Here is a 26,730-nt window from a genome sequence, read left to right as displayed (position 1 = left end):
GGACAGAGGGATGATTCGTCTGCACATGAGAGATAAAAGCGTGTGAGATCAGACAAGCCATCTCCTCTCCAGAATGAGGAGGAACAAATGAAGACAAAGTTAGATTTTTTCAAAATGAAAGAACAAAACGAACCTATTGTGATGCTGACAGCATACGACTATCCATCTGCAAAGCAAGCGGAAAAAGCGGAAGTCGACATGATCTTAGTTGGTGACTCACTTGGGATGGTTGTCCTTGGACTTGATTCCACAGTGCAAGTGACGATGGATGATATGATTCATCACACAAAAGCAGTCAAAAGAGGCGCAAAAGACACATTTGTTGTGACGGATATGCCATTTATGTCTTATCATTATTCATTAGAAGAAACGATGAAAAATGCAGCACGCATTATGCAAGAAAGCGGTGCTGATGCCTTAAAGCTTGAAGGTGGAGACGGAGTATTTGAATCCATCCAAGCACTTACAAGAGGCGGTATTCCTGTTGTAAGCCATTTAGGGCTCACCCCCCAATCAGTCGGTGTCCTTGGCGGCTATAAAGTGCAAGGAAAAGACAAAGAGAGTGCACAGAAATTGATTGAAGATAGTCTGAAATGCGAGGAAGCAGGCGCCATCGCTCTTGTGTTAGAGTGTGTACCTGGTGAACTGACAAAACGGATTACTGACATGCTAAAGATTCCTGTGATCGGAATTGGGGCAGGGTCTGAAGCAGATGGACAAGTTCTCGTTTACCATGATGTGGTAGGGTACGGCGTATCTAGAACACCTAAATTTGTGAAACAATACGCGCAAATCGATGCTGTATTAGAAGAAGCGCTCATACAATATACAAAAGAAGTAAAAGCACGCACATTCCCAGAGGATGCTCATACCTTTCATATGAAAGAAGAAGTCCTTGATGGTTTATATGGGGGGATCAAGGAATGAAGGTTGTCTCCCATATTCATGAACTAAAAGAAATGATCAAGCAGCATCAAAAGAAGCAGCATTCCATTGGATTTGTCCCTACAATGGGTTTCCTTCATGAAGGACATCTTACGCTTGCAAAAGAAGCAAGAGATCAAAATGACATCGTAGTGATGAGCATCTTTGTTAATCCATTGCAATTTGGACCGAATGAAGACTTTGAATCCTATCCAAGAGATATGAAAAGAGACCAGCGTCTTGCCGAAGAAACTGGAGTAGATATATTATTTACACCTGATGTGAAGGAAATGTACAAAGACGAGCCATCGGTTACGATGACTGTTCAAAAGCGTACAGACGTCTTATGCGGGAAGAAACGCCCAGGACACTTCGACGGCGTTGTCACGGTGCTGACAAAGCTGTTTCACCTTGTCGCACCAACCAATGTATACTTTGGGCTAAAGGATGCACAGCAAGTCGCTGTTATCGATGCGATGATCAAGGATTTCTTTTTTGATCTTCACCTTGTGTCTGTTCCTACTGTTCGAGAAGAAGACGGTTTAGCGAAAAGTTCAAGGAACGTGTATTTGTCTGAAACAGAAAGGCAAGAAGCACCTGCTTTATACCGGGCATTAAAAAAAGGACAGACAGCTGTAGAAAATGGTGAACATGATGTAAATCGTATTTATCAATTAGTGGAAGAGGAGATTCTTCAAACGAGTGGAGAAATCGATTATATTGACATTTACTCCTACCCAGAGCTTGAACCTCTTCAGCACTTAACGGGCCAAGTGATCATTGCCACTGCTGTGAAGTTCTCCCGGGCAAGACTGATTGATAATGTGATTTTCCATGTTCCTGAAAGCGGTGAAAAGCATGTATAGAACTTTTATGACCTCGAAACTTCATAAAGCGACAGTGACTGAAGCAAACTTACACTATGTAGGCAGTATTACCATCGACGAAGATTTGCTTGATGCGGCAGGCATGATGGCAAATGAGAAAGTGCAAATTGTCAATAATCACAATGGTGCTAGACTTGAAACATATATCATCCCTGGAGAAAGAAAGAGCGGTGTCATTTGTTTAAATGGTGCGGCAGCAAGATTGGTTCAGCCAGGAGATGAAGTCATTATTATCGCTTATGGGATGTTGTCAGAGGAAGAAGCGAAATCGCACACACCTAAAGTGGTCGTGTTAAATAAACAAAATCAAATTGAACAAATGATTGGGCAAGAGCCTGCGAGAACGATTTTATAACGCACGCTCACATGGAAACAGAACAGTTTCATCATAAGGAAGCTGTTCTGTTTCAGCTATATTGCCCAGAGTGTGTTTCACTATGAGTGAAACGAGGAATTGAGGTGTCCATTTTATGACCGATCAAAGGTTTGTTGTCGTTGATATTGAAACCACCGGGAATTCACCAAAAAAAGGTGATAAAATCATTCAAATTGCTGCGGTGGTCATTGAAAATGGACAAATTGTCGAACGGTATTCAAAATATGTGAACCCAGGGAAAACGATTCCTGGATTTATTGAACAGCTGACAGGTATTAAGCAGCACATGGTTGATGACGCGGTGTTTTTTGAGGACATTGCCCAAGAGGTGTATGATCTCATACAGGGCGCTTATTTTGTTGCGCACAATGTTCATTTTGATTTGAACTTTTTAAACGATGAACTAAAAGCATGCGGGAAAAATGAGCTGGATGTGCTAGCGATTGATACGGTTGAAATTTCTAGAATTCTTTATCCTGAGCTTGAAGGTTATAAGTTAACTGAATTAAGCGAAGAGCTCATGCTTCCACATGACCACCCGCACAGGGCGGATAGTGATGCGGAAGTTACTGCCATGTTATTTTTAACCTTATTACATCAATTAAGGAATACACCGCCAAATGTGTTAAAACAGCTGCGCAGATTATCCTCTTATCTTCTAAGTGATATAGGACTTTTAATTAAGCAGCTTGAAACCAATCACTCTAGTCAGGATGATTCGCTTGTAGAAGTAGGATCTTTTGCTGTGAAAGATGTGACCAATCCTATCACTGAATCGACATATGCAGTAGGCGCTGACGACGAGCAACTGTTTGAGGAGATAAAAGAGAAGCTTCCTCAAACATTAGAAGGCTATGAAGTAAGAGAAGGCCAGCTCACGATGATGAACAAAGTAAGAGATGCGTTCCATGAAAGAGCTTATGCGTTAATTGAAGCGGCGCCAGGAATCGGGAAAACACTCGCTTATCTTATACCAGCTGCTTTAGAAGCAAAGAAATCAGGAAAACCTGTCATTATCAGTACATATTCAATTTTACTGCAGCAGCAAATGCTTCAGCGCGATGTTCCGTTGCTCAAGCAATTGCTCCCATTTGAGCCAGCCGCCTGTGTGTTTAAAGGGCGGGCACATTATATTTGTTTAGATAAGTTTGAGCATGTCCTGCATGAGGAAGATGATAACTATGATGTTGTCTTAACAAAAGCGCAAATTTTAATGTGGCTTCTTGTCACTGAAACAGGTGATTTGTCTGAACTGAATTTACCGTCAGGAGCTGCAAATATAAAAGACCGTATCTCTTGTGTGCACATGCCATTTACATCGAAAAAACGCCGTTTTAAAGAACATTGTTTTTATGAACGGGCTAAACGAAAGGCTCAAACCGCTGATTTAATTTTGACGAATCACCGTCTGCTTTTATCTCAAACAGAAGGAGCTTCTATCTTTCAGCATGCAGATGTCTATGTGATTGATGAGGCCCACCAATTTGAAAAAACAGCCAATGAAACGCTAGGTGACAGTGCGTCTTATCTCCAGCTTCATGCGAAATTAACGCAGCTTGGCTCTTTGCATGGCGGGCTGCTTAAGAAATTGAAAAAGAGATTTCATGGGGCAGGTTTATCAACTGACACCTTTATTGAAATGGACGAGTATCTTCAGCAGCTTCAGATGGAAAGTGACGCATTTTTTAGTACCGTACATTCTTTTGTCAAAAGGACAAAACCAAAAGCGGACATCAATCGTCTCATTCATAGAGTCCGTCATCATTCAAAACATGCTCAGTGGGTCCGAATTAAAGAATCAGCGAGTAAGCTTTGTTCATTATTGATTGCTTGTGAGAAACTGTATGAGCAGCAAAAAAATGAGTTACTTCACAAAAGTGATCAGTTCATAGAACACTTTGCATTTGAAGCAGAAGAATACGATCAAGTGATGTCATTTATGCAGACATTCTGCAGTACGCTGTACCGGTTTATCTTTGAACCAAACAATGATGAAACCGTTTGGATTGAGATTGATGCAAAGGGTGCCAAGAATGCTGTCTTTATGCACGCGCAGCCGCTAGATACAGGGGAGTTGCTAGCTGATCGGTTCTTCATGAACAAAAAAAGCGTTGTCCTCACATCAGGGACGCTTACCATCAATCAACGCTTTGATTATTGCTTGGAACGTTTTGGCCTGCAAGATTTTTACCCACACCTTGTCCAAATTGATTCACCCTTTGAACTTGAAAAACAGCTTAAGGTCGTTGTACCGGCTGACATGCCGCCGATCACAAACCGTGATGAACGCGAATATGTGAAGCAAGCTGCAAATTATATTAAGATCATGGAAAAGCAGGATCAAGCGAAAATATTGGTGTTATTTAATTCACATGAGATGTTAAAAGCAGTGTATGAAGAGCTGAAATCAGAAGGTATGCAATCGGCCTTGTTTGCTCAAGGTTTGACAGGCGGGAGCCCTGTAAAATTGACAAAAATGTTCAAATTGGCGAAGCAGGCCATCTTGCTAGGAACAGGGAGTTTCTGGGAAGGTGTGGATTTTCCTGGCTCAGAGCTAACGACCGTCATTATGGCAAGGCTTCCTTTCCGCCCGCCCGATTCACCGCTCATTGAAGCAAAATGCGAAGCGGCAAAAAAACAGGGGAAGAATCCGTTTAAAGCCGTCGCTCTCCCGGAAGCTGTGTTAACTTTTAAGCAAGGAGCCGGCCGCTTGCTGCGCTCGGAAAAAGACATCGGAACATTGCTGATTTTAGACCGCCGAGTGAAAACCGCTTCGTATGGAAAACTATTTTTAGAATCACTTCATCATGCACCAGTTCACGAGATGTCCAAAGAGTCGCTTGAGGCGTATATAGAAAAGCTTAACAACGAAAAGCCGCTGTCATAAGCGGCCTTTCACTGGTGTGGGTTTGGAGTTAATTTATCGTAACGGTTTTTTATGTTCCGTTGTAAAAATAGTATCGGTTCTCACATTGAAAAGTATGACTAACAATATTTACGTACCGAGGAGGAATTAGAAGTGGAAAGTAAAATAGAGGTACTTTCAACTGTTCAAATTAAGCATTCAGAAGACCTATACAAAATCGTCGATTTGCTGAACAGAACGCTTAAAAGGGAAGATCTTATGTTTGGATTAGCATTAGATCAAGAAGATCAAAATCAAGCGATATTTACCATATATCGCACATAGGGGAAGCTTGACATGAAAAAAATAGTTTGGATTATTTCATCCATTGCTGCGCTCGTTTTACTCATTGGCATCATTAGCTTTTCGTGGATTTATCAAATTGCCATGGGACAAAAAGAAGAAGGTCATGAGGCAGCGATTGAACGAGCAAAAAAGCAAGCATCAATAGAACAAGTAGAGCAAGTGGATACCTTTGTTGGGAAAGAAAAGCAATTTATTGTGGAAGGTAAAAACAAACAAAACGAAGCGATCTATGTGTGGGTACCTGCCAGCAAAAAAGAAAAAGTCATTGCTAAAAAAGCAAAAGAAGGCATTACTTCAACCCAAGCAGTACAAGCCGTTCAAAAGGAGAACACCATTTCTAAGCTGAAAAATGTTCAATTAGCACGAGAAGGTGACGTCCTCCTTTGGGAAGTAACGTACTTAAATGAGAACGACCAATATAGTTTCAGTTATGTTGATTTTACGACAGGACGAGTGGAAAAAAATTTAACACCATAGTTTCTTCTGTCTTGCGTTGACCATGCTGATTTAGAACGGTTATAATAAAATGTATGAAAAAAGAATCACACCTATTTAACAAGGTGAGTTTCTTTCTGGCTTTGGAGGGAAATATGTTGAAAACAACTATTAATCAAGTGTTCAAACACGTCGATGAAGAAGTAACAATCGGCGCATGGATTGCCAATAAACGTTCAAGCGGGAAAATTGCATTCTTGCAGCTTCGCGACGGGACAGGCTTTATTCAAGGAGTCGTTGTAAAAGCAGAGGTGGAAGAGGAAGTCTTTAAGCTTGCGAAATCAGTGACACAAGAGACATCGGTCTATGTCACAGGACAAGTAACAAAAGACGAACGTTCACCACTTGGTTTTGAATTACAAGTGAAATCCATTGAAGTGATTCACGAAGCAACAGATTACCCAATTACACCAAAAGAACATGGAACAGAATTCTTAATGGATCACCGTCATTTATGGCTGCGTTCTAAAAAACAGCATGCCATTATGAAAATCCGTAATGAAATTATTCGTGCTACATATGAGTTTTTCCATCAAGAAGGCTTCGTGAAAGTGGATCCGCCAATCTTAACAGGAAGTGCTCCTGAAGGAACAACAGAGCTGTTTGCTACTAAATATTTTGATGAAGATGCATACCTTTCTCAAAGTGGACAGCTTTACATGGAAGCTGCTGCGATGGCACTCGGAAAAGTATTCTCATTCGGTCCAACATTTAGAGCAGAAAAATCGAAAACAAAACGTCATTTAATCGAGTTCTGGATGATCGAGCCTGAGATGGCATTTGTTGAATTTAATGAGAACCTTGAGTACCAAGAAAATTATGTGTCTCACGTTGTTCAAAGTGTACTTGAAAATTGTAAAGTAGAACTCCACACACTTGGCCGTGATACAGCAAAATTAGAAAACATCAAAGCACCATTCCCGCGCATCACATATGATGAAGCGATTAAATTCTTGCAGGATAAAGGATTTGATGACATTGAATGGGGAGATGATTTCGGTGCGCCGCATGAAACAGCGATCGCCGAAAGCTATGATAAACCAGTCTTTATCACTCATTACCCAACCTCATTAAAACCATTTTATATGCAGCCTGCACCAGACCGTGATGATGTCGTCCTTTGTGCAGATTTAATTGCGCCAGAAGGCTATGGAGAGATTATCGGCGGTTCTGAACGTGTTCATGATTTAGATCTGCTTGAAGCAAGACTAAAAGAACATGGGTTAGATCAAGAAACGTACAAATGGTACACAGAATTAAGACAGTATGGTTCTGTACCACATTCAGGTTTTGGTCTTGGACTTGAACGAACAGTTGCTTGGATTAGCGGAGCGCCGCATGTGCGTGAAACAATTCCATTCCCAAGATTATTAAACCGTTTATATCCTTAAGACGTGAAAGCCTCCAACATATGGAGGCTTTTTCAAACGTCTTAAGGGCAGCACGTATGAGAAAACGTGATATACTGAAAGTGAAGAGGTGTATCCGATGAAAAGGCAGCAATTTATAGATATGCAGAAAATGGGTTCGACCAGTTTGCCTAATTTGCTGATTGCCCATTATGAGCAATTAGGACTGAATGAATCACAAATGATGGTCATGTTAAAGATTAAAATGAATGAAGAACAAGGCGTCTTTTTTCAAACATTTGAAGAGCTTTCACATGGTATGACCATTTCGGCCGAAGAATGTGCTTATATGGTGCAGTATTTGATTCAAAAAGGGTTTATTTCGATCCAGCCGTTTGAAGACAGGTCTGGTATTCAGCATGACCGATACTCGGTAGAACCCTTATGGGGTGTGCTGTATGACTTTTTAGAAGCAAAACAGGCGAAAGACCTGCAAAAGAATCATGTGCAGGCTGAAAAATCTTTATATGCGCTATTTGAAGATGAGTTTGGCAGACCACTTTCTCCTCTTGAAGGGGAAACACTCTCGATCTGGATGGACCAAGACCATCATGATGCTGAAATGATTCGTCTTGCTCTAAGAGAAGCCGTTTTATCCGGAAAATTAAATTTTCGCTATATCGATCGAATATTGTTTGAGTGGAAAAAGAAAGGGCTGAAAACAGCGGAAGAAGCGAAAGAGCATAGCCAGCATTTCCGTTCGCAGCAAAAAGCCCCACCTTCAAAAGAAGAAACATCTTCATATAAAAGACAAGTTCCTTTTTATAATTGGCTGGAACAATAACCAATAAAGGAGAAGGCATGTTATCAAAAAAACAAATCAATGAATGTTTAGATATTATAGGAGATATGTTTCCAGAGGCTGAGTGTGAGCTTGTTCATTCCAATCCATTTGAACTAGTGATTGCTGTCGCACTCTCAGCGCAATGTACAGATGTTCTAGTGAACAAAGTGACCAAACATCTATTTCAAAAATATAAAACACCAGAAGACTATTTAAGTGTGCCGCTTGAAGAGTTGCAGCAGGATATTCGTTCGATCGGTCTTTATCGTAATAAGGCAAAAAACATTCAAAAATTAAGCCAAATGCTGATTGAAGATTATGGCGGTGAAGTGCCAAGAGATCGAGATGAGCTAATCAAGCTCCCAGGGGTTGGACGGAAAACAGCAAATGTCGTTGTGTCTGTCGCTTTTGGAATTCCCGCCATTGCAGTAGATACACATGTCGAGCGTGTCAGCAAACGACTTGGGATTTGCCGCTGGAAGGATTCTGTTCTTGAGGTAGAGCAAACCTTAATGAAGAAGGTGCCAAAAGAGGATTGGTCCGTGACCCATCATCGTCTTATCTTTTTCGGCAGATATCACTGTAAGGCGCAGCGGCCACAGTGTGAATCTTGTCCACTTCTTGATATGTGCAGAGAAGGGCAGAAGAGGCTGAAAAAAGGGCTGGTGAAGCTGGCATGAGCGGAGCAGCTGTTTTCACCTCATATGTCGAAAAGCTAAAAGAGAAAAAGGTAGAGATAAGCGGCGAAAAAAAGGATATATTAAGAATCAATCCACTCGCATTTGATCTATCTTCAGAACCTTTACTAGATGAGCAACCGTGGAAGAAAACGGAAGAATTTGTTCCTTTGATGTTTGATCTGTGGAATGAATTAAAAGACAACATGCTTCCTCGCTTTCAAACGAGAAAATCTCGGTGTGAAGAGGATGATATGCTGCAAGGCATTGTCAGTATGATTGCAATGTTTTACTGGATCAAAGGAGAGAAGCTTCAAACCATTGATTGGGAGGAAATTAAACAACAGACGTTTCCAGTAGCCCCCATTAACTGGACAGAACGATTAGAGTTTATTTTGCTTAAACCTACCCAATATCATTGCTTTATTCAATTGGACGAGTTATACACAGAGCTCAAAAAGCAGTATGGAAAATATGAAGCACTCAGAAAGTTAAAACAAAATCGTTAAAAAAGCACTTGCCACATAGGGCAAGTGCTTTTTTGTTATTCGTCTTCTTTGCGAGAAGTAGAATTTGACTGAGTATTTGAGCTTTGAGAATTGGCTTTCTCGTCGTCTTTCTTTTTATCTTTATTGGCATCGCTCTGTGAGTTGCTGTTTCCATTTGAACTGTCTGAGCCATCACCATTTTCGGTATTTCCGCCTTGATCTTTTTTATCATCAGGCTTCTGCTCATCAGTGCCGCCTTGGTTTTGATTATCATCTGTTTGATCTGTTTGCTCATCATCAGGTTGCTGTGGCTCTTCTTCTTCTTTGTTCTCATCATCTGCTTTTTCTTCCTCTTCTTCGTCATCTTTAATGGTGAGGAAGGTAGAAGCAGCTTTACTTGTGACATCGTCTACAGTCGCTGTCACTTGGAATTTATAGGTGGATCCTGGCTTCACATCAGAGATGACGGCTTCTTTAGAAGAGCTGTTTTGAATGTCTTTATAGCCGCCATCATCGACCGCTTGCTTCACATTAAATGTTGCATCTGCATCGTCATCATAACCCCAAGTGAGTGTAATCGATTTTTTCTCTTCATCATACACCGCTTTTAAGTCAGATGGTTTGTCAGCTTCTTTCTTTTCATATGTGTCAGAAACTTTTGTTGGGACAGTTCCTTTGACGAAGTATTCCGTTGTCTTCTTATCACTTGGTGTGTTTGGTCCAGCTAACTTCGCTGGATCTGATCCTTTTTCAACCGTTGCTTCAACGACACTATCTGGCTTTTCAAATGAGCCGCTTCCATCATCAATTTGAGAAATTAATTTCTGGAAGACAACTTTGGCAACACGTTGTTCATAATCCGTGAGCCACATTTTGCCGTCTGCATCTTTTGAGTTGCCGATTCCGGTCCACACAGCTGCTGTGTATTGCGGCGTGTAACCGACAAACCATGAATCTTTCGCCCCGCCAGAAGGGATGTTGTATTTATTAATATCATCTTGTGTAAAGTTGGTTGTACCTGTTTTACCAGCTACTTGAACATTCGGTACTTGTGCGAGTGTACCTGTTCCAGATTGTACAGCAGTTTTCAGCATATCTGTAATCATAAATGCAGTGTAATCACTCATGGCTGCTTTAGAGTCTGGCGTTAAGTCAAGCTTCGTCCCGTCATTAAATTCAACAGACGTTACGGCATGAGGTTCATTATAGTATCCGTTGTTACCGAATGCACTAAATGCACCAGCCATTTTAAGAGAAGAGACACCTTCGTCAAATCCGCCGATTGAGTAAGACTCAGGAATGTCAGAAGGTAAGTCCAAACCTAAGTTATTGGCGAATTGAACAGCATTATCTGTACCAGCTTCTTGGAAAGCTTTTAAAGCAGGGATGTTTCGTGATTGTGCCAAAGCACTTCTCATCGACATTTTCCCTAAGTGTCTTCTGTCAAAGTTGTTAATTGGTGTACCGTTAGAGTACGTATAAGGCGCATCATCAATTTGCTGATATGTTGACCATTTTTTGTTTTCAATTACAGGACCGTAATCTAAAATTGGTTTAATTGTAGATCCCGGCTGGCGTTTTGCATCAGTGGCATAGTTAAAGCCGCCGGCTGGCACATCACGACCACCACCAATGGCACGAATTTCGCCATTTTTTGTATCCAGCAGGGTGACTCCAGCTTGCATACCTTTCGTAAATCCGGCTGAATCCCCATTGATGATGTCATCCAGATGATCCTGAGCTTTTCGATCAAGAGAAGTATAGATTTTTAATCCATCTGTTGATACATCTACTTTGGCTTTTTTCTGTACTTCTTCCATGACTTCTTCAATATAAGCAGAGTACTTACTTGAGTTTTGACTCTTATATTTATCAGCTGAAACAACTGTTTTGCTGACAGGTGTTGCTTTTGCTTCCTCATACTCTTTCTCTGAAATATAGCCTTGTTTTTTCATTAGGCCTAAAACGATATTACGGCGTTTTTCCGCTGCCTCTGGATGTTTCACTGGGTTATAGGCAGATGGACTTTGCGGCATACCTGCAAGTGTGGCAGCCTGTGCAACAGTTAGTTTATTTAAATCTGTCACTCCGAAAAATTGTTCAGCCGCTTTCCCAACACCATAAGCATAAGGAGAGAAGAAAATACGGTTTAAATACATTTCTAAAATTTCATCTTTAGAGTATTTTTGCTCAAGCTGAATCGAGAGCCATACTTCCTGTACTTTACGTTTTAACGTCTTTTGATTGTTAAGCAGGGAGTTCTTCACAACCTGCTGTGTAATCGTACTTCCACCTTCTGCTCCAAAACCGTCCTCGACGTTTGCGACAAGAGCACCGCCAATACGGATAGGATCAATCCCGTGGTGTTTATAAAAACGTGCATCTTCAGTTGCAATAAACGCGTCTTTTACCACATCGGGTATATCTTTAATCGAGACATACGTTCTTTTTTCCGCCCCGACTTCTGCAAAGACTTTTTTGTCTTTATCGTAAAGTTTTGAAGAATACGGCGTTTTTAGCTTGCTATCATCAATAGAAGGAGCGCTTGATGCAAAAACGGCAAAAGTTGTGATTCCGGCTACTAAACAAAGAAGACCGATCACGAGTAAAGATAAAAATATTTTTTTAAATAGACCTGCTTTCTTTTTGCCTTTTTTGTTCTTTTGCTTCTTATTGTTTTCTTGACTTGCTTTACGTCGCTGTTCACGACTTGTAAATTGATCAGACATCACATCTCAACCTTTCGTGTTAAACCTTTTTCGAACGTAAATGTTGCTTGCTATCATCCGAAAAATGAAGTGTCTCCACTACTTTAATATAATCAATTCTTGGCGAATATCCAAGTGTCATGAGGTGACCTGCTTCCATTAATTCATCTTTGCTAATGGATTTACGGCCGTTTTGCTGCTGCCGCTCCCAAAAGAAGAAGAGGTCAGTAGCGGACAAATAATAAACGGAACCAAATGCGGATATAATAACAAAACAAATACCGCCTTGCTTTTCAACCTGTTTCATATGCTCAATTTGATGGTCGTGGAAATTTTTGAGCGGAAACGAGGTGGTGCTTTTGGTTTCCTTTGCTTCAAAATCGATATAACGCCCTTTGTATACCCCGTTGTAGTCTGTTGTGGAGGATTGTTTAAAATAGGCTTCTTTAATGACAGCAGCGCTTCTTTTTGGATAATCCACATTGACAATTTGAACAGGGGTAGGCTTTTTATGAATGACTGCGATCCCGTTGACCAAATAGTACTGGTTCGTTTCATTTAAGTCAGCTTCAAGCGTCATCCCGCGGTTACTATAAGATGATTCGCCGCTGATTCTTTTTTTTGTCCCAATTTGTTGAATGGGCTGATACGATTTTCCGTTAGGATACCGAATCATCAAGTTTCAGCCTCCTTTTAATGCATTTTGTATTGGAGAGATCACCATGTTGTCACAACAAGAGCACATGATTACCCAGCATATTTTACATGAAACGAAAGCGAAAAATAAGGACAACCTGACAAGGACAAATGCGTACAAGCGCTTTTATGACCGTCATCCAGAGATGAAATGGTCTCTGCTTGCTTCTTTTGTCTCCAGAAATGCTGGATGGTCGATGACAGATTTAAAAGGCGAGCTTTTTCATCCGGGTTTAACGGATCAGCAAGGGCATCTGTTCTTTACAGCATATGAAAGAGCGAATTGGTTGATCTTTTCAGATGCTTACCCGCAGCTTCTCTTGTATGAATGGTCAAAAAGGTGCCGTAAACCTTTATTTCATCTGCTGCCCCATTTCGGTGTGTCTCGTTTTATGAGCGCTGAGTGGGAACGATTTTGGCAAACGCGTGACACAGAGCGACTGCTGCATGCACTCATCATAAATGAACAATATACTATACAATCTCCTATTATACAAAATCCTCTCCTGAAAAAGAATGTTTTTCACTCGATTCAATATCTTTTCAGCGAGTGGGCACATTTTCAAACCGTCGTTTTTCCGACAGTAGACGGGCATTTGTATGGGTTAACCATACGAAAGTTTTCCCAAGTAAAAGAGCGCATTACGTTAGGGAAAAAGCTAGCAAAACTATTGTTTCGAGCCGATTTGTTTTCGGATTTTTATCACTTTTTGCATACCGTGCCGCATACGGGATCTCGATTTGATTTTGAACCGTTTTTAGGGATTGCGCGAAGGTCAAGCCCTTTCCTCAGAACGGTGTATCCAGTCATGACACATTCATTAGACGATCAAAGGGAAGATTGGTTTCAAAAGAAATTGAGTCCATCCTTGTTTGAAGTAGAGCGTTTACCAAAACAAATTGAGCTGACCGACTGGTATTTTCATAAAAAAAGGCAGCTTCGTTTTCTTTTCTCATTAGAACACTATTTTTTGCATAAATAAAAAGCAGGGGGTACCTGCTTTTTTTACGTGGATGGACGGTTAGGGCCGCCGAGCTTTTTATCAAGCTGATCTGTACTGTTTTCTTTCCCTTTTGTTTTTTGCTCTTTTGGTGCTTGCTGCTTTTTCATGACATCTACCTCCTTTGTCCTTAGAATTTACACAATCGGACGCGATCATACAAAGAAGGACAAGCACGTGTCGAAATGGAAGAAATTGCGCTTATCTTCACTTAGATTGGCGATTTAGTTCTAGTTTTGTCATGTATGAAGGAGGGAGCAAAAGAAAAGAGAATGTAACGAGAGATGATAAAGGAGGAATCTGATGATGAGCGAATTTGTATCAAAAGAATCCATTATGCAGTTGTTAGAGGAAATTGAGCGAAAGATTGATGCGGTGGAAGAAGAACTGTCTTTAGCTGTCAAAAAAACAAAAAACGCTGCCGTAGAGGAGCAAGAACAAATCATTGACCGTCTTGAATCTGAAGTGAAGGAATGTGAATTGAAAATTCATGCAGCAGAGTATAAGCTACAGGCAAGACCCGCATATCACGCCGGATAGCTTTTCTATTTGAGCAATAAGTAAACGTTTGATAGGATGGTTCATAGAGGTGAACACTTTGGATAATCAAACATTACTTAAACATACACAAGAGTTGATCACGTGGATCGAAGAAGCATACGAGCAGTACCTAAAGGGAAAGGCAGAAGAGGAATACCCAGTTTATGATTTTTACAACGATATTCAACCGGCCGTTGTCAAATTTGATCAGCAAATGGAAGAGTGGCTTACTGCTGCTACCTCATTTATTCATCAGGCCAAACCTAGATACTTACATCAAGAACAGCTTGAAGCCGTCCAAGAAAATGGAAAAGAGGTTGTGCTGCAATCTTATTTTGGCAAACAGCATGCACCTCGTGTGAAAAATTTAGTTGAGTCAGTGATTTATACACTGAACCTTTTAATAGAAGAAATCAACAAACGCAGCTGATGAAACAGCCTGCGTTTTTCTTATGGCTGCTGTAGGCACATCTTCTGCTTCCTGAACATAATATATCATTGACTTCAATATGTTTTCAGAGCGAGAGGAGCGAGATACATGTTCCCTTATTCAAACCAGCCATCTTATGAAATGAATCAATTTCAGCAACGGCCTTTTCCGTATCCAGATATGCAGCAGCCTCCGCAGCCTCCAGAATATTTCATGCCCCCATATCAAGGTGAAATGAACCAGCCGCCGTCTGCAGGCTATCAGCCGCCTTTTGGATATCAGGAAAACTTCCAGCCTTATCAGCCGCAGCCTGAAGCAATGAATCAGCCGCAAATGCAGCCGCCGGGCATGATGCCTATGCAGCAGCCTATGAATCCTTATCCTTTGCCAAGGCCGCAAAAACAGCAATCATCTCAATTTAAAAGTGTGCTGTCACAATTTAAAAAAACGAATGGGCAATACGATTTTAATAAAATGTTTGATACTGCTGGACAAATGATGAGTACAATGAATCAAGTGGGCTCATTGGCGAAAGGATTTACTAGTATTTTTAAAGCATAGCAAAACCCAATAGATATACATCTATTGGGTTGTTTGTTTTGGCGCAGTCACACGAAGTGATTGATCTTTCCAAACGCTCTTCATATTGGTTTCATCTATTTTTGCAGGCATTAAAATGGTTTTGGTAAAGCTTGAATAGGAGGAAGTCGTGTCTGTTTTGATTTTTTCCTGTACCGATAAGTGTAAATATTGCGCTTTCACTTCTAGTGCGATATCACCTTCGACAAAATGGTCTGGAAATCGAATCTCAATATATACATATTGATCATCTTCTGTCACATCAGTTGTAATGGATGCAAGTGAATGGCTCGTGGTCATCAGCGCCTCTGCACTATTTAAAATGTCGTGAAACGGCGATGATGCAAAAAATTGTTCAATTGCTTCATATAGAATGTCTTCATTTGCTAACAACTCGTGTTTCTTTTCACTTTCATGTTTCATTTGAATCACCTCTCATCTACAGCCTATGCAAAAGGGGCTCAGGCGGTTATCAATTGATGAGAGGAAAAAATTATGATTAAATAGTGTTGAATGAAGCAAGGTGTATGGGCGTGAAAGTTTATACGCTGAATAGATCTAGAAGCAAAGCTTGAAGGGAGCAAATGAACATTGCTGAAAAAATTATTCGGTTTCGGAAAAAACCAAGATGATGTAAAGGAAGAAGTCATTTATTCTCCAGTTGATGGAGAGTTAATGGATATGACCGATGTACCAGATCCCGTTTTTTCTCAAAAGATGATGGGAGACGGCGTAGCTGTAAAACCAAAAAACGGAACCATTGTGTCGCCAGTAGATGGTGAAGTTATTCAACTCTTCCATACAAAACATGCAATTGGGATTCGAACACTCTCGGGGCTTGAGCTTCTGATTCATATCGGACTTGAAACGGTTGGATTAAATGGTGAAGGCTTTGAAGCACACATAAAAGAAGGGGATAAAGTGAAAGCAGGTGATCCTCTCATTACATGTGATTTAGCGCTGATTGAAGAAAAAGCGGCAAGCACAGTGACACCAATTGTCATCATGAATGGTGATTTAGTAGAACATCTTGACAAAGAACCTAAGGGCTCTGTAGAAAAGCAGACGTCCAAGCTTTTGACAGTGAAAATGAAATAATCCAAAAAAACTACCCTGAGTTGATAGGGTAGTTTTTTTATTGAGGAGACTAATCCTCCATTGGAACCCAGCCTTTACTTGCTTCCATGACAGTCCATAAACCCTCTGGAATCATGTACTTGTCTTTTTGACTGCGTTTAATGACGGTTTCAATCTCGTTTTCTCTGCCTTCTTTAATCTTTACTGCCCAATCGGGATCAACAATGACTTCTCTTGCAACAGCGATGAGTGGAATCCCTTGATTGTATGCATTCAGTGCATCCTCAGCTGTAATGACGCTGCCGACGCCGATGAGTGGAAGCGTGTCACCACAGCGCTCTTTTAATAACTCCATCCGCGTCTTACTTGTATCAGCACCACGTCTTGCTTTAGCGTCAATCTCCATTAAAGAAATATGCAAGTAATCAAGGTTTTTTGTCTTAAGTACGTCCACTAAAGTAAATGTTTCTGCCATGGTTAAACCAGGTGTTTCTGGTTCTTCAGGTGATAATCGATAGCCAAAGATAAATGGTTTTGTTACATGCTCTTTGATTGCTTCTTTCACTGCATCTACTACTGCAATTGGAAATGCGAGACGTTTTTCTTCGCTTCCGCCCCATTGATCTGTACGCTGATTACTATGCGGAGAGTAGAATTGCTGTAATAAATATCCGTTCGCTCCATGGATTTCGATCCCATCAAATCCTGCTTGGATTGCGCGCCTTGCTGCTTCTTTAAATGAGTCGATGATGTGAGGAATTTCTTCTTCTGTCAAAGCTCTCGCAATTTGTTTTCCATCTTTAAATACATCACTTGGCGCAACGACATCACCGTTTGGGACTAAATGAGGGAGAGCCTGAGAGCCGCCATGATGAATTTGCATAATGGCTTTTGTTCCTTTCGCTTGAATCGCAGAAGCAAGCTTTTGAAGGCCAGGTATATCTTCATCCCTTGCAATAGAAGGCTGTCCTTCAAACGCCTTACCATCTGGCGTCACGTTTGCACATGCGGTGATGACCATGCCCATTTCGCTTGATCTAGCGGTAATAAAATCAATTTCTTCCTTTGAGATCGTGCCATCCTCATGAGAACCGAAGTGTGTCATTGGTGCAACGACTAAACGGCCATCAATAGAGGCACCCCCTGGGAATGTAAAAGGTTCAAATAAAGGCTTAAATTCGTTTTTCAATCTGATCATCTTCTTCCTTGATAAAATCATTTCACTATAGAAGTGTAATAGATATTGTTACAACACATCAAAATATTTGCTCACAAGCGGTGCATCAAAAAATTGCCGCCTAGTCATGCAAACAAATATTCGGTACACTAGAATGAGAGGTGGATACCAGATGAAGAAGAAAACAATGAACGAACTCATAGAAGAATTAAAAAAAGACGAACAGGTCGAGCATTGGCATGAAATTGAAGCGAAGCCTGCACTGACTTCTTCAATTCCTGAAAGAGTAAATGACAGGCTCAAAGTGGCGCTTGAAAAAAGAGGTGTGAGCGAACTGTACATTCATCAAAAGGAAGCCTTTGAACGTGTGATGGATGGTGAGAATGTGGTGACTGTGACACCTACAGCTTCAGGTAAAACGCTTTGCTACAATCTGCCAGTTCTTCAGTCGATCGCAGAAGATCAGACAAGCCGCTCCCTCTATTTATTTCCAACAAAAGCACTTGCGCAAGATCAAAAAAGTGAATTAAACGAAATCATTCATGAGATGGATGTTCCAATTCACAGTGAAACCTATGACGGGGACACCTCCCCAGCGATTCGCCAGCGCGTCAGACAGGCAGGACATATTGTCATCACAAATCCAGATATGCTGCACTCAGCGATTTTGCCTCATCATACGAAATGGGTCAGTTTATTTGAGAACTTAAAGTATATTGTCATTGATGAACTTCATACATACCGAGGCGTGTTTGGCAGTCATGTCGCCAATGTCATTCGAAGACTAAAGCGAATTTGTGCATTTTACGGAAGTGACCCGACCTTTATTTGTACATCAGCGACCATAGCGAATCCGAAAGAGCTTGCAGAGCAGCTGACCGGAAGCAAGGTGCATCTCATTGAACAAAACGGAGCACCTAGCGGTAAAAAGAATTTTGTCTTTTACAACCCGCCAGTCGTCAATAAGCCTTTAAATATTAGACAAAGTGCGGCCACTGTTGTGAATCAGCTCGCTAAAACATTTTTAAAAGAAAAAATTCAAACGATTGTTTTTGCTAGAAGTAGGGTAAGAGTTGAAGTCATCCTAAGTCATATTCAAGAACTAGTGAAAAAAGAAATTGGTCCTAAATCGATCCGTGGTTATCGCGGGGGCTATTTGCCGAAAGAGCGGCGTATGATTGAAAAAGGCTTAAGGGAAGGAGACATTCTCGGTGTTGTCAGCACAAACGCACTAGAATTAGGAGTAGATATTGGACAGCTAAAAGTCTGTATCATGACCGGATATCCTGGCAGTGTAGCGAGTACATGGCAGCAGGCAGGACGAGCTGGAAGGCGTCATGAGGAAGCACTCATTATCATGGTCGCAAGCTCATCGCCACTTGACCAATATATTGTTAGACACCCTGAATACTTCTTTAACAGACCACCTGAATCGGCAAGAATCAATCCTGAGAACCTTATCATCCTAGTCGATCATCTAAAATGTGCGTCCTACGAGCTACCGTTTCGAGAAGATGAACAGTTTGGCGGTATGGAAGTAGAAGAAATCTTGCAATACTTACATGAAGAAGGGGTTCTCCATTTCAGCGGCAACCGTTATTATTGGTCAGATCAATCGTTCCCGGCTCATGGCATCAGTCTGAGATCTGCAAGTCAGGAAAATGTCGTCATTGTCGATCAATCCGATGTAGCGAATGTTCGAATTATTGGGGAGATGGATCGATTCAGTGCGATGACTTTACTTCATGATGAAGCGATTTATTTACATGAAGGGGTTCAGTATCAAGTGGAAAAGCTAGATTATGAGCATCTTAAGGCTTATGTGAAACAAGTCGATGTAGAATATTATACAGATGCGAATTTAGCAGTTCAGCTCAAGGTGCTTGAAATTGATCAAACAACAGAGAAAGAGGCGGTATCTGTTCACTACGGTGATGTGACCGTCAATGCAATGCCGACTATTTTCAAAAAAATTCGATTATCAACCGGTGAAAATATCGGTTCCGGCCCGATTCACTTACCTGAAGAAGAGATTCATACGAGTGCTACTTGGTTTGAATTACATGAAGCAGAGCGGACATTTGAAGAAAAAACACTTGAACAGCTGTTGCTCGGTATTGCCAATGTTCTTCAGCATATTGTTCCGGCGTTTGTCATGTGTGACCGTTCAGACATTCATGTCATTTCTCAAATAAAGGCAGCCCATACCGGGAAACCGACCGTATTTTTATATGATCATTACCCAGGTGGAATCGGTTTAAGTAAAGAGGTGCAGGCTCGCTTTGATGAAATTGCCCGTGCAGCCACTCAGCTGATTGAGCGATGCAGCTGCGAGAACGGCTGTCCATCTTGTATTGGCATGGAAATGAAAGAGATCGATGGAAAAAGCAGTATCATTCAATTGATGGCAGGATTTTAATGAAAGGGGGAATAGACCTATTTATGTCATTAAAAGGAAAATTAAACAGAATGAAAAAACACCTGTCGCACAATCAGTCAGATGAAAAGCGTGGGGCAGTAAAAGAGGGACAAACGCACACTGTGACGGCTGAAACCATTCCATTTCTAAAAGAGTGGGGGGAATTAGGTGCAGCTCCTTACTACTTTGAAGACTCTTTCTGCCTCATTCGGGAAGTGACCTATCCACTTGACCATCAGCATGGGCGATATTCATTTGCAGAACTGCCGGAGATGGTGAGTGCATGGAACAAAAGTGAGATTCAGCATTCTCTTTCTGCAAAAGGCTACAAGCCTCACGAGCTATTTTTCTTCGATACAGAAACAACAGGACTATCTGGCGGAACGGGAAATATGATTTTTCTACTTGGGCATGCGAGAGTTTATTCAGATAAAGTGGTGGTAAAACAACATTTGCTCACGAATCCAGGAAATGAAGCGGCACTTTACAAAAGCTTTCTTAGTGAGGTGGATGTTGAATCGCTAGTGACATATAATGGAAAATCATTTGATTGGCCTCAAGTCAAAACGAGGCATACATTATTACGCGATCAAATACCTGCTCTACCTGAATTTGGTCATTTTGACCTTCTGCATGGGTCAAGGAGATTGTGGAAACATAAATATGAGCGTATGGCTCTTTCGGTTGTAGAAAAAGAGGAACTGCACGTCAATCGAGAGGGAGATACACCGGGGTTCCTCGCACCAATGATCTATTTTCACTTTTTAAAGGAACAAAACCCGAAACTGATTGAAGGAATTTTGACTCACAATGAACTTGATGTCTTATCGTTAATCAGTCTCTACATTCATTTGTCTAAAAAAATCTTATCCAAAGATGCGGTGAAGGAAGACGATGAGAAATATGCATTAGCTAAGTGGCATCTTGCTCACCGTGATGTGCAGGAAGCAACAAAGCACCTGCAAGAATTAACGGGAGCAGCGTTTGAGCATGCGGATCAAGCAGCTTATGACCTATCGTTACAGTACAAGCGATTAAAACAATGGGGTGAAGCGGCATGCATATGGAGACGTCTATTTGAATCAAGTGATGTTCATTTAAGATTAAAAGCGGGTGTAGAGCTTGCAAAGTATGAAGAACACCGTCAAAAAGATCCAAAAGCAGCCCTTTCCATTACCCAAACATTGTTATCACGATCGTCTTTAAGTGAACGAGACATTGTGGAACTTGACAAGCGAGAAAAGCGGCTCTTAAGAAAAGCTGGGCAATGAAATTATTGCCTGGGAAAGCGCAAAAAAAGACAACGTTCGGCTCTCGGCCGAAAATAAAAATTGTTTAGCACTTTTATTGTAGAAAAGTCACGAATCCTGTAAAATAACGTTAGATATTGAATGAGGAGCGTAGAGCATGTATAAGGGTCTTTTCTACTTGTTTTTTCTTGTTGTCATATTGGTCGCTTTTGTGTTTTCAAACTATAAAGATGTTTTTCTTGCAAACTTTTAAAATAGGTTAATGCATTAGTACATGTACACCTCTTGATTCATACATTATTAATGTAAGAAAATCAAGGAGAGGGGAATGCTACATGTACCATCATCATCATTGCAATCCAAATGTTACACAGCCAATTGTACATCCAACGAATCACTGCTGTACGCACAGTGAGTCAACTACAATTGTGCCGCACATCCACCCGCAGCATGTAACAAATGTTCATCACCAAAATTTCCAACATGTTCACTACTTCCCGCATACGTTTTCTCAGGTGGACCCGGCAACACATCAACACTTTAACTGCGGTGGACCTTGCTGTAACAGATAAAGTGAAATGGGACTTTTATAAGTCCCTTTTTTTAAAAGCAGGTGAAAAAATGAAAATTATTGCTGTCACAGGGTACAAGCCATTTGAGCTTGGGATCTTCAAACAAGACGAGCCTGCACTTCAATACATAAAAGCGGAACTTCGGAAAAGGCTGACGGCACTCATTGAAGATGGGCTGGAATGGGTGCTCATTTCAGGTCAGTTAGGGGCAGAAATATGGACAGCTGAAGTGGTCTTTGAGCTTCAAGAGGAGTTTCCAGATTTAAAACTTGCTGTCATTACACCATTTTATGAACAGGAAGAGCGCTGGAATGAACAAAATAAAGAGCTGTATGAAAGCGTTCTTGCACAAGCTGATTTTGTAGAAAGTGTCACGCATAGACCGTATGAAAGTCCGGCACAATTTAAACAAAAGAACCGCTTTTTTATTGAAAAAACGGACGGCCTTCTCGTCTTATATGATCCCGAGCACGAAGGCTCGCCAAAATATATGATCAAAGAAGCTGAAACCTATACCGACTACCCAATTATGTATATCACAATGGATGATTTAAGAGCACAGGTTGAGGCGGAAGATCCGTTTTTTGACTAAAAGCAAGAGAAAATTTGACAACGTCACGTATTTCTGAAAAAATATACTATGAATTCACGATATGAGGTGAAAAAGATGCTTGCTGATAAAGTAAAGCTTTCTGCGAAAGAAATTTTAGAAAAAGAATTTAAAACAGGTGTCCGAGGGTATAAACAAGAAGAAGTCGATAAATTTCTAGATATGGTCATTAAAGACTATGAGACATTCCATCAAGAAATTGAAAAACTCCAACAAGAAAACCTTCACTTGTCAAAACAGCTTGAAGAAGCGGTTGAGCAAGGGAAAAGACAGCCTGCACAGTCCAATACAACAAACTTTGATATTTTAAAAAGACTATCTAATCTTGAGAAACACGTTTTCGGCAGCAAACTTTATGATTGAGTAATACCAAAAAAGCTTGTGTCAGATGACATTGTTGTTTATAATAACGCATGTTGATTAACGTTCGGGTAATCGCTGTAATGCTTTGACATTGCAGAGGAAAGTCCATGCTCGCACGGTGCTGAGATGCCCGTAGTGTTCGTGCCTGGCGAAAAAATAAGCCAGGGCAGCCTGGGAAAGGCTGACGGCAGGAAAAATGCCTACGTCCTTTTAGGATATGGCAAAGTATCCTTGAAAGTGCCACAGTGACGAAGTCTCACTAGAAATGGTGAGAGTGGAACGCGGTAAACCCCTCGAGCGAGAAACCCAAACTTGGTAGGGGAACTTTCTCAAAGGAACCAAACGGAGAGAAGGACAGAGAATTCTGTAGATAGATGATTACCACCTGAGTACGAGGCTTTTGCCGTTTGCAGTACAATGGAACAAAACATGGCTTACAGAACGTTATATCCGTTATCATAAACATGATGAAATCAAAGCTCTCCTATTTCTACATATGGAGAGCTTTTATCTTGATTACAGAATAGAACGAGAAAACAGGTGATAAACAAATGAAAACCTATACACTCATCGCAACAGCGCCAATGGGAATTGAAGCGATTGTTGCAAAAGAAGTAAGAGACCTCGGGTATGAGTGCACCGTAGATAACGGAAAAGTTATTTTTCAAGGGGATGCGCTTGCCATCTGCCGTGCGAATCTATGGCTGCGTACAGCAGACCGGATCAAGGTCCAAGTTGCTGAATTTTCGGCTAGAACATTTGATGAGCTTTTTGAACAGACTAAAGCCATTGACTGGGCCGCATTTTTACCGAAAAATAGCACATTTCCCGTCATTGGTAAATCTGTTAAATCTCAGCTTGCCAGTGTGCCGGATTGTCAGCGCATCGTCAAAAAGGCTATCGCGCAAAAACTTAGATCATCTTACAACATACAGTCTGAATGGCTAGAAGAGACAGGCCCTGAATACAAAATCGAGGTAGCGCTTTTAAAAGATAAAGTATTGCTGACGCTTGATACGTCTGGTGTGGGTCTTCATAAACGTGGATACCGTGCAGATCAAGGGGGCGCTCCGATTAAAGAAACCCTTGCAGCGGCGCTTGTCTTATTAACGAACTGGACACCTGACCGTCCGTTTGTCGATCCTTTTTGCGGATCAGGAACAATTGCTATTGAAGCAGCGATGATTGGACAAAACATTGCTCCTGGATTTAACCGTGAGTTCGCATCTGAATCATGGGAATGGATCGGTGAGGACGTTTGGAACAAAGCACGCCTTGAAGTAGAAGAAAAGGCGAATTATGATCAGCCGCTTCACATTATCGCGAGCGATATTGATCATCGTATGGTAGAGATTGCGAAACTGAACGCAGAAGAAGCTGGTCTTAGTGAACTGATTCAATTTAAGCAAATGCAAGTGAAAGACTTTCAAACTAAAGATGAGTATGGTGTGATTGTCGGAAATCCGCCTTACGGTGAACGTCTCAGCGATAAGCCAGCTGTGGAAAAAATGTATCAAGGCATGGGCGAAGCATTGAAAAACCTAGATACGTGGTCCATTTACATTTTAACGTCACATGAAAAATTCGAAGAGTGTTTCGGAAGAAAAGCGACGAAAAAGAGAAAACTGTTTAATGGATTTATTAAAACAGACTATTATCAATACTGGGGAAAACGCCGGCCTAGAAAGCAAACAACTGAATCGTAACAAATGTCCACACCACGAGAAGGTGTGGATTTTTTATGCTAAAAAGGTATAAGTCTTGACGGGACGGAATAAACTGAACTTGATTTTAAAAAAAGAGGTGTCTTCATGATTCATTATGATCAATTTCAGTTAATTCAAAAAGCACTCGCTTCAACAGCCCGAGAAATAGAAGGGATTGAAACGGGACAATCTGCTAAACTTACGGCAGCCATCGAGAACTTAGCAATGGCTCAAAACTACATAGACCATTCAGAGCACGCATTTTTAATGAAGGAAAGCTACCAGCATCGCCTGCGCTCTTAAAAAAAAGATTGTCATACCCCAGCATAAATGTTACTATTGAATGTCTGAATGATTCAAAAGTTGGGGGTTGAAGCAGGTGACAGCATCTCGTTTGCCTTTTTCATTAACAAAAGAACATAATTTTTACGAAGAACTGGGCAACTGGATTGGTGATGTGTTTTATGACATTTTGCCAGAAAAGGGCTTTGATCTTCGAGATGAACAAATATTCATGGCTTTTCAGTTAGAAAGGGCCTTTAAAGAAAAAAGTGTGATGTTTGCCGAAGCTGGGGTAGGCACAGGCAAAACAATCGTTTATCTTTTATTTGCGGTCACATATGCAAGATATACAGGGAAACCTGCGATCATTGCATGTGCAGACGAAACGTTAATTGAACAGCTGGTCAAACAAGAAGGTGATATCTATAAAATTGCCAATCACCTTGATATTCAAATAGATGCGAGATTAAGTAAATCGCATGATCAATATTTATGCTTAAAGAAACTAGAGAAAACGATGCAACGTGAAGATGATGAGAAGTGGCTCGACATTTATGAATCGCTTCCTTCATTTGTTCATGAATCTCATGGGATGCAGACATTTTATCCGTATGGTGATCGAAAAGAGTATCCAGAATTAACAAATGATGAGTGGTCAAGAATTGGTTATGACTCTTTTCAGGACTGCTTAACGTGCGACATGCGGCACCGCTGTGGCTTGAATTTATCAAGAGACCATTACCGAAAAGCAACAGACCTCATCATTTGTTCTCATGACTTTTACATGGAGCATGTATGGACAAAGGAGTCACGTAAACGTGAAGGACAGCTGCCGCTCCTTCCTGAGCATAGCTCTGTTGTATTTGATGAAGGGCATCTTCTTGAGTTTGCAGCACAAAAAGCGCTAACATACCGAGTGAAACAATCAACACTTGAGACGTTTTTGGAGCGTCTTTTGCAAAATGATATTCGTGAAGAGTTTGCAGAGCTTGTTGAAGATGCACTTGCAACAAACGATCAGTTCTTTTATCTCTTAAAAACGAATGCCAAAGAAATCAAAGGATCACACCGTCTTGAAATTGGTCGTGTAGATGAGGTAAAGCGTTCAGCAAGTGAATTATGTGATTTGCTTGAGAAGATTGGAGAAGCGCTCGTATTTGAATCAGAGATGTACACAATTGATCAATACGAATTGTCTGTTGTGGAAGAGTACATTGAGCAGATGGCGTATTCTTTGTCGCTTTATCAGAAAAATGCCATTAGCTGGCTGGAGAAGCAGGAATTAGATACCACCTTTGTCGTCATGCCAAAAACGGTAGCAGAAGTTCTCGGTGAAAAGGTATTTTCGCAAAAAATCCCTTATATTTTCTCATCTGCTACGTTGTCTGAAAATCAATCATTTGATTATTTAGCTGAAAGCCTTGGGATCAAAGATTATTTATCCATGAGTGTGGCTTCGCCGTATGATTATGAGGAGCAAATGCAAATGCATTTCCACGGAATTCAGCAGCCAATGACAGAGTCAGCTGTAAAAGGTCAGCACGTGCTGTCTCAAGTAAAAGAAAATGGCGGTCGATCTCTTATTTTATTCCCTTCATTTGATGAACTGCATGTATTTAGAAAGCAGCTCGATGCATCAAATGAATCACTGCCTTTCCATGTGTATTTTGAAGGAGACGAGGAGATCAGTACCATTGTTCAAAAGTTCCAAGCGGATGAAACATCTGTGTTATGTTCCGTTCACTTGTGGGAAGGGCTGGATATTCCAGGACAGTCTCTAACAAATGTGGTCATTTGGGGACTTCCATATCCACCGCATGACCCAGTATTTGAAGCAAAACGGAATGAAGCGAAAGATGCATTTACTGAAGTGGATCTTCCGTACATGTTGCTTCGTCTAAGGCAGGGCATTGGGAGACTGATTCGGACAAGCCAAGATGCTGGCAGCATTCATATTTACTTTGGCAGTCAGAAAGATATTGAGCTGCAAAGTAAAATTGAATCCGTTCTTCCAGTAAGGCCAGTGATCTCTTAATGATAGAAAACCATTCAATAAGAGGAGGATACGA

At 41.0% G+C, this 26,730-nt stretch carries 28 protein-coding genes and 1 other RNA gene; 24 read left to right on the top strand and 5 right to left on the bottom strand.

Annotated features, from left to right (window positions below):
- The first annotated feature begins 87 nt into the window (after positions 1–87).
- The 10 genes from panB to MHI20_RS04005 all read left to right on the top strand — a co-directional run bounded on the left by panB (position 88) and on the right by MHI20_RS04005 (position 9,272).
- Positions 88–927 carry a 3-methyl-2-oxobutanoate hydroxymethyltransferase gene (gene panB, locus MHI20_RS04050; RefSeq protein ID WP_256688472.1) on the top strand — a complete coding sequence of 280 codons (840 nt, stop codon included), beginning with the start codon at positions 88–90 and terminating at the stop codon, positions 925–927.
- Entirely contained in the window at positions 924–1,790 is an 867-nt protein-coding gene (gene panC, locus MHI20_RS04045) for a pantoate--beta-alanine ligase (protein WP_047945929.1), read from the top strand. Before panB ends, panC begins: the two co-directional genes overlap by 4 nt.
- A complete protein-coding gene (gene panD, locus MHI20_RS04040) occupies positions 1,783–2,166 on the top strand; it encodes an aspartate 1-decarboxylase (RefSeq protein WP_017359738.1) in 384 nt (127 codons plus the stop codon). Before panC ends, panD begins: the two co-directional genes overlap by 8 nt.
- 115 nt (positions 2,167–2,281) lie before the next feature.
- On the top strand, positions 2,282–5,074 hold the full coding sequence (gene dinG / locus MHI20_RS04035) for an ATP-dependent DNA helicase DinG (protein WP_340936849.1): 2,793 nt from the start codon (positions 2,282–2,284) through the stop codon (positions 5,072–5,074).
- A 132-nt stretch (positions 5,075–5,206) separates the two neighbouring features.
- A complete protein-coding gene (locus tag MHI20_RS04030) occupies positions 5,207–5,377 on the top strand; it encodes a YpmA family protein (protein ID WP_008344594.1) in 171 nt (56 codons plus the stop codon).
- Positions 5,378–5,389: 12 nt separating this feature from the next.
- Positions 5,390–5,875, top strand: coding sequence for a cell wall elongation/penicillin-binding protein regulator TseB (gene tseB, locus MHI20_RS04025; RefSeq protein ID WP_144665682.1), 486 nt, complete (start codon positions 5,390–5,392; stop codon positions 5,873–5,875).
- A 116-nt stretch (positions 5,876–5,991) separates the two neighbouring features.
- A complete protein-coding gene (gene asnS, locus MHI20_RS04020; RefSeq protein ID WP_024718525.1) occupies positions 5,992–7,284 on the top strand; it encodes an asparagine--tRNA ligase in 1,293 nt (430 codons plus the stop codon).
- A gap of 97 nt (positions 7,285–7,381) precedes the next feature.
- Entirely contained in the window at positions 7,382–8,086 is a 705-nt protein-coding gene (locus MHI20_RS04015; protein WP_007500879.1) for a DnaD domain-containing protein, read from the top strand.
- Between the two features lie 17 nt (positions 8,087–8,103).
- Entirely contained in the window at positions 8,104–8,766 is a 663-nt protein-coding gene (gene nth, locus MHI20_RS04010; protein ID WP_008344602.1) for an endonuclease III, read from the top strand.
- The gene (locus MHI20_RS04005) at positions 8,763–9,272 is read left to right on the top strand and encodes a YpoC family protein (protein WP_144665680.1); all 510 of its coding nucleotides are present in this window, start codon (positions 8,763–8,765) and stop codon (positions 9,270–9,272) included. The genes nth and MHI20_RS04005 overlap by 4 nt, the downstream gene beginning before the upstream one ends.
- Positions 9,273–9,307: 35 nt before the next feature.
- On the opposite strand, the gene MHI20_RS04000 is transcribed toward MHI20_RS04005, so the two are convergent.
- Positions 9,308–11,980, bottom strand: coding sequence for a PBP1A family penicillin-binding protein (locus MHI20_RS04000; protein WP_340936846.1), 2,673 nt, complete (start codon positions 11,978–11,980; stop codon positions 9,308–9,310).
- Between the two features lie 19 nt (positions 11,981–11,999).
- Positions 12,000–12,635 carry a Holliday junction resolvase RecU gene (recU, locus tag MHI20_RS03995; RefSeq protein WP_017359733.1) on the bottom strand — a complete coding sequence of 212 codons (636 nt, stop codon included), beginning with the start codon at positions 12,633–12,635 and terminating at the stop codon, positions 12,000–12,002.
- A 46-nt stretch (positions 12,636–12,681) separates the two neighbouring features.
- On the opposite strand from recU, the gene MHI20_RS03990 reads away from it, so the two are divergent.
- On the top strand, positions 12,682–13,638 hold the full coding sequence (locus MHI20_RS03990; protein WP_041507037.1) for a DUF2515 domain-containing protein: 957 nt from the start codon (positions 12,682–12,684) through the stop codon (positions 13,636–13,638).
- Positions 13,639–13,661: 23 nt separating this feature from the next.
- Here the strand turns inward: MHI20_RS03990 and sspM are convergent, their stop codons facing one another.
- Positions 13,662–13,766 (bottom strand): acid-soluble spore protein SspM, encoded by a 105-nt coding sequence (gene sspM, locus MHI20_RS03985; protein WP_017359731.1) that lies wholly within the window; start codon positions 13,764–13,766, stop codon positions 13,662–13,664.
- A gap of 196 nt (positions 13,767–13,962) precedes the next feature.
- Between sspM and MHI20_RS03980 the strand changes: the two genes are divergently transcribed.
- The 3 genes from MHI20_RS03980 (at position 13,963) to MHI20_RS03970 (ending at position 15,187) form a co-directional block, all read left to right on the top strand.
- Positions 13,963–14,196, top strand: a complete 234-nt coding sequence (locus MHI20_RS03980; RefSeq protein ID WP_224558417.1) for a DUF5446 family protein — start codon at positions 13,963–13,965, stop codon at positions 14,194–14,196.
- A gap of 49 nt (positions 14,197–14,245) precedes the next feature.
- Complete coding sequence (locus tag MHI20_RS03975; RefSeq protein ID WP_225310452.1) at positions 14,246–14,626, top strand: YppE family protein; 381 nt, start codon at positions 14,246–14,248, stop codon at positions 14,624–14,626.
- Positions 14,627–14,734: 108 nt separating this feature from the next.
- The gene (locus MHI20_RS03970) at positions 14,735–15,187 is read left to right on the top strand and encodes a YppG family protein (protein ID WP_017359729.1); all 453 of its coding nucleotides are present in this window, start codon (positions 14,735–14,737) and stop codon (positions 15,185–15,187) included.
- 21 nt (positions 15,188–15,208) lie between these two features.
- Here MHI20_RS03970 and MHI20_RS03965 read toward each other — a convergent pair whose 3' ends face one another.
- Positions 15,209–15,628 (bottom strand): Hsp20/alpha crystallin family protein, encoded by a 420-nt coding sequence (locus MHI20_RS03965; RefSeq protein WP_007500867.1) that lies wholly within the window; start codon positions 15,626–15,628, stop codon positions 15,209–15,211.
- A 168-nt stretch (positions 15,629–15,796) separates the two neighbouring features.
- On the opposite strand from MHI20_RS03965, the gene MHI20_RS03960 reads away from it, so the two are divergent.
- Positions 15,797–16,303: a PTS sugar transporter subunit IIA gene (locus MHI20_RS03960; protein WP_039165664.1), complete on the top strand. Its 507-nt coding sequence runs from the start codon at positions 15,797–15,799 to the stop codon at positions 16,301–16,303.
- Between the two features lie 49 nt (positions 16,304–16,352).
- Here MHI20_RS03960 and MHI20_RS03955 read toward each other — a convergent pair whose 3' ends face one another.
- Positions 16,353–17,471, bottom strand: coding sequence for an NADH-dependent flavin oxidoreductase (locus MHI20_RS03955; RefSeq protein ID WP_286069271.1), 1,119 nt, complete (start codon positions 17,469–17,471; stop codon positions 16,353–16,355).
- A 160-nt stretch (positions 17,472–17,631) separates the two neighbouring features.
- Between MHI20_RS03955 and MHI20_RS03950 the strand changes: the two genes are divergently transcribed.
- From MHI20_RS03950 to MHI20_RS03910, 9 genes are all read left to right on the top strand, one after another.
- The gene (locus tag MHI20_RS03950) at positions 17,632–19,878 is read left to right on the top strand and encodes a DEAD/DEAH box helicase (RefSeq protein ID WP_340936838.1); all 2,247 of its coding nucleotides are present in this window, start codon (positions 17,632–17,634) and stop codon (positions 19,876–19,878) included.
- Positions 19,879–19,901: 23 nt separating this feature from the next.
- On the top strand, positions 19,902–21,149 hold the full coding sequence (locus MHI20_RS03945; RefSeq protein ID WP_340936836.1) for a ribonuclease H-like domain-containing protein: 1,248 nt from the start codon (positions 19,902–19,904) through the stop codon (positions 21,147–21,149).
- Between the two features lie 314 nt (positions 21,150–21,463).
- Positions 21,464–21,700: a spore coat protein CotD gene (gene cotD / locus MHI20_RS03940; RefSeq protein WP_072368252.1), complete on the top strand. Its 237-nt coding sequence runs from the start codon at positions 21,464–21,466 to the stop codon at positions 21,698–21,700.
- 49 nt (positions 21,701–21,749) lie between these two features.
- On the top strand, positions 21,750–22,292 hold the full coding sequence (locus tag MHI20_RS03935) for a DUF1273 domain-containing protein (protein WP_340936834.1): 543 nt from the start codon (positions 21,750–21,752) through the stop codon (positions 22,290–22,292).
- Between the two features lie 75 nt (positions 22,293–22,367).
- A complete protein-coding gene (gene gpsB, locus MHI20_RS03930; protein ID WP_008344631.1) occupies positions 22,368–22,673 on the top strand; it encodes a cell division regulator GpsB in 306 nt (101 codons plus the stop codon).
- Positions 22,674–22,733: 60 nt separating this feature from the next.
- Positions 22,734–23,115, top strand: an RNA gene (gene rnpB / locus MHI20_RS03925) — RNase P RNA component class B.
- A gap of 109 nt (positions 23,116–23,224) precedes the next feature.
- Positions 23,225–24,379 carry a THUMP domain-containing class I SAM-dependent RNA methyltransferase gene (locus MHI20_RS03920; RefSeq protein ID WP_039165648.1) on the top strand — a complete coding sequence of 385 codons (1,155 nt, stop codon included), beginning with the start codon at positions 23,225–23,227 and terminating at the stop codon, positions 24,377–24,379.
- 105 nt (positions 24,380–24,484) lie between these two features.
- A complete protein-coding gene (locus MHI20_RS03915) occupies positions 24,485–24,682 on the top strand; it encodes a hypothetical protein (RefSeq protein ID WP_017359721.1) in 198 nt (65 codons plus the stop codon).
- A gap of 76 nt (positions 24,683–24,758) precedes the next feature.
- Complete coding sequence (locus MHI20_RS03910) at positions 24,759–26,696, top strand: ATP-dependent DNA helicase (RefSeq protein ID WP_039165643.1); 1,938 nt, start codon at positions 24,759–24,761, stop codon at positions 26,694–26,696.
- Positions 26,697–26,730 lie beyond the last annotated feature (34 nt).

The sequence above is a fragment of the Bacillus sp. FSL K6-1106 genome (genome assembly GCF_038005245.1).
Classification (GTDB): Bacteria; Bacillota; Bacilli; order Bacillales; family Bacillaceae; genus Bacillus; species Bacillus altitudinis.
This window is presented reverse-complemented; position numbering and strand designations above follow the sequence as displayed.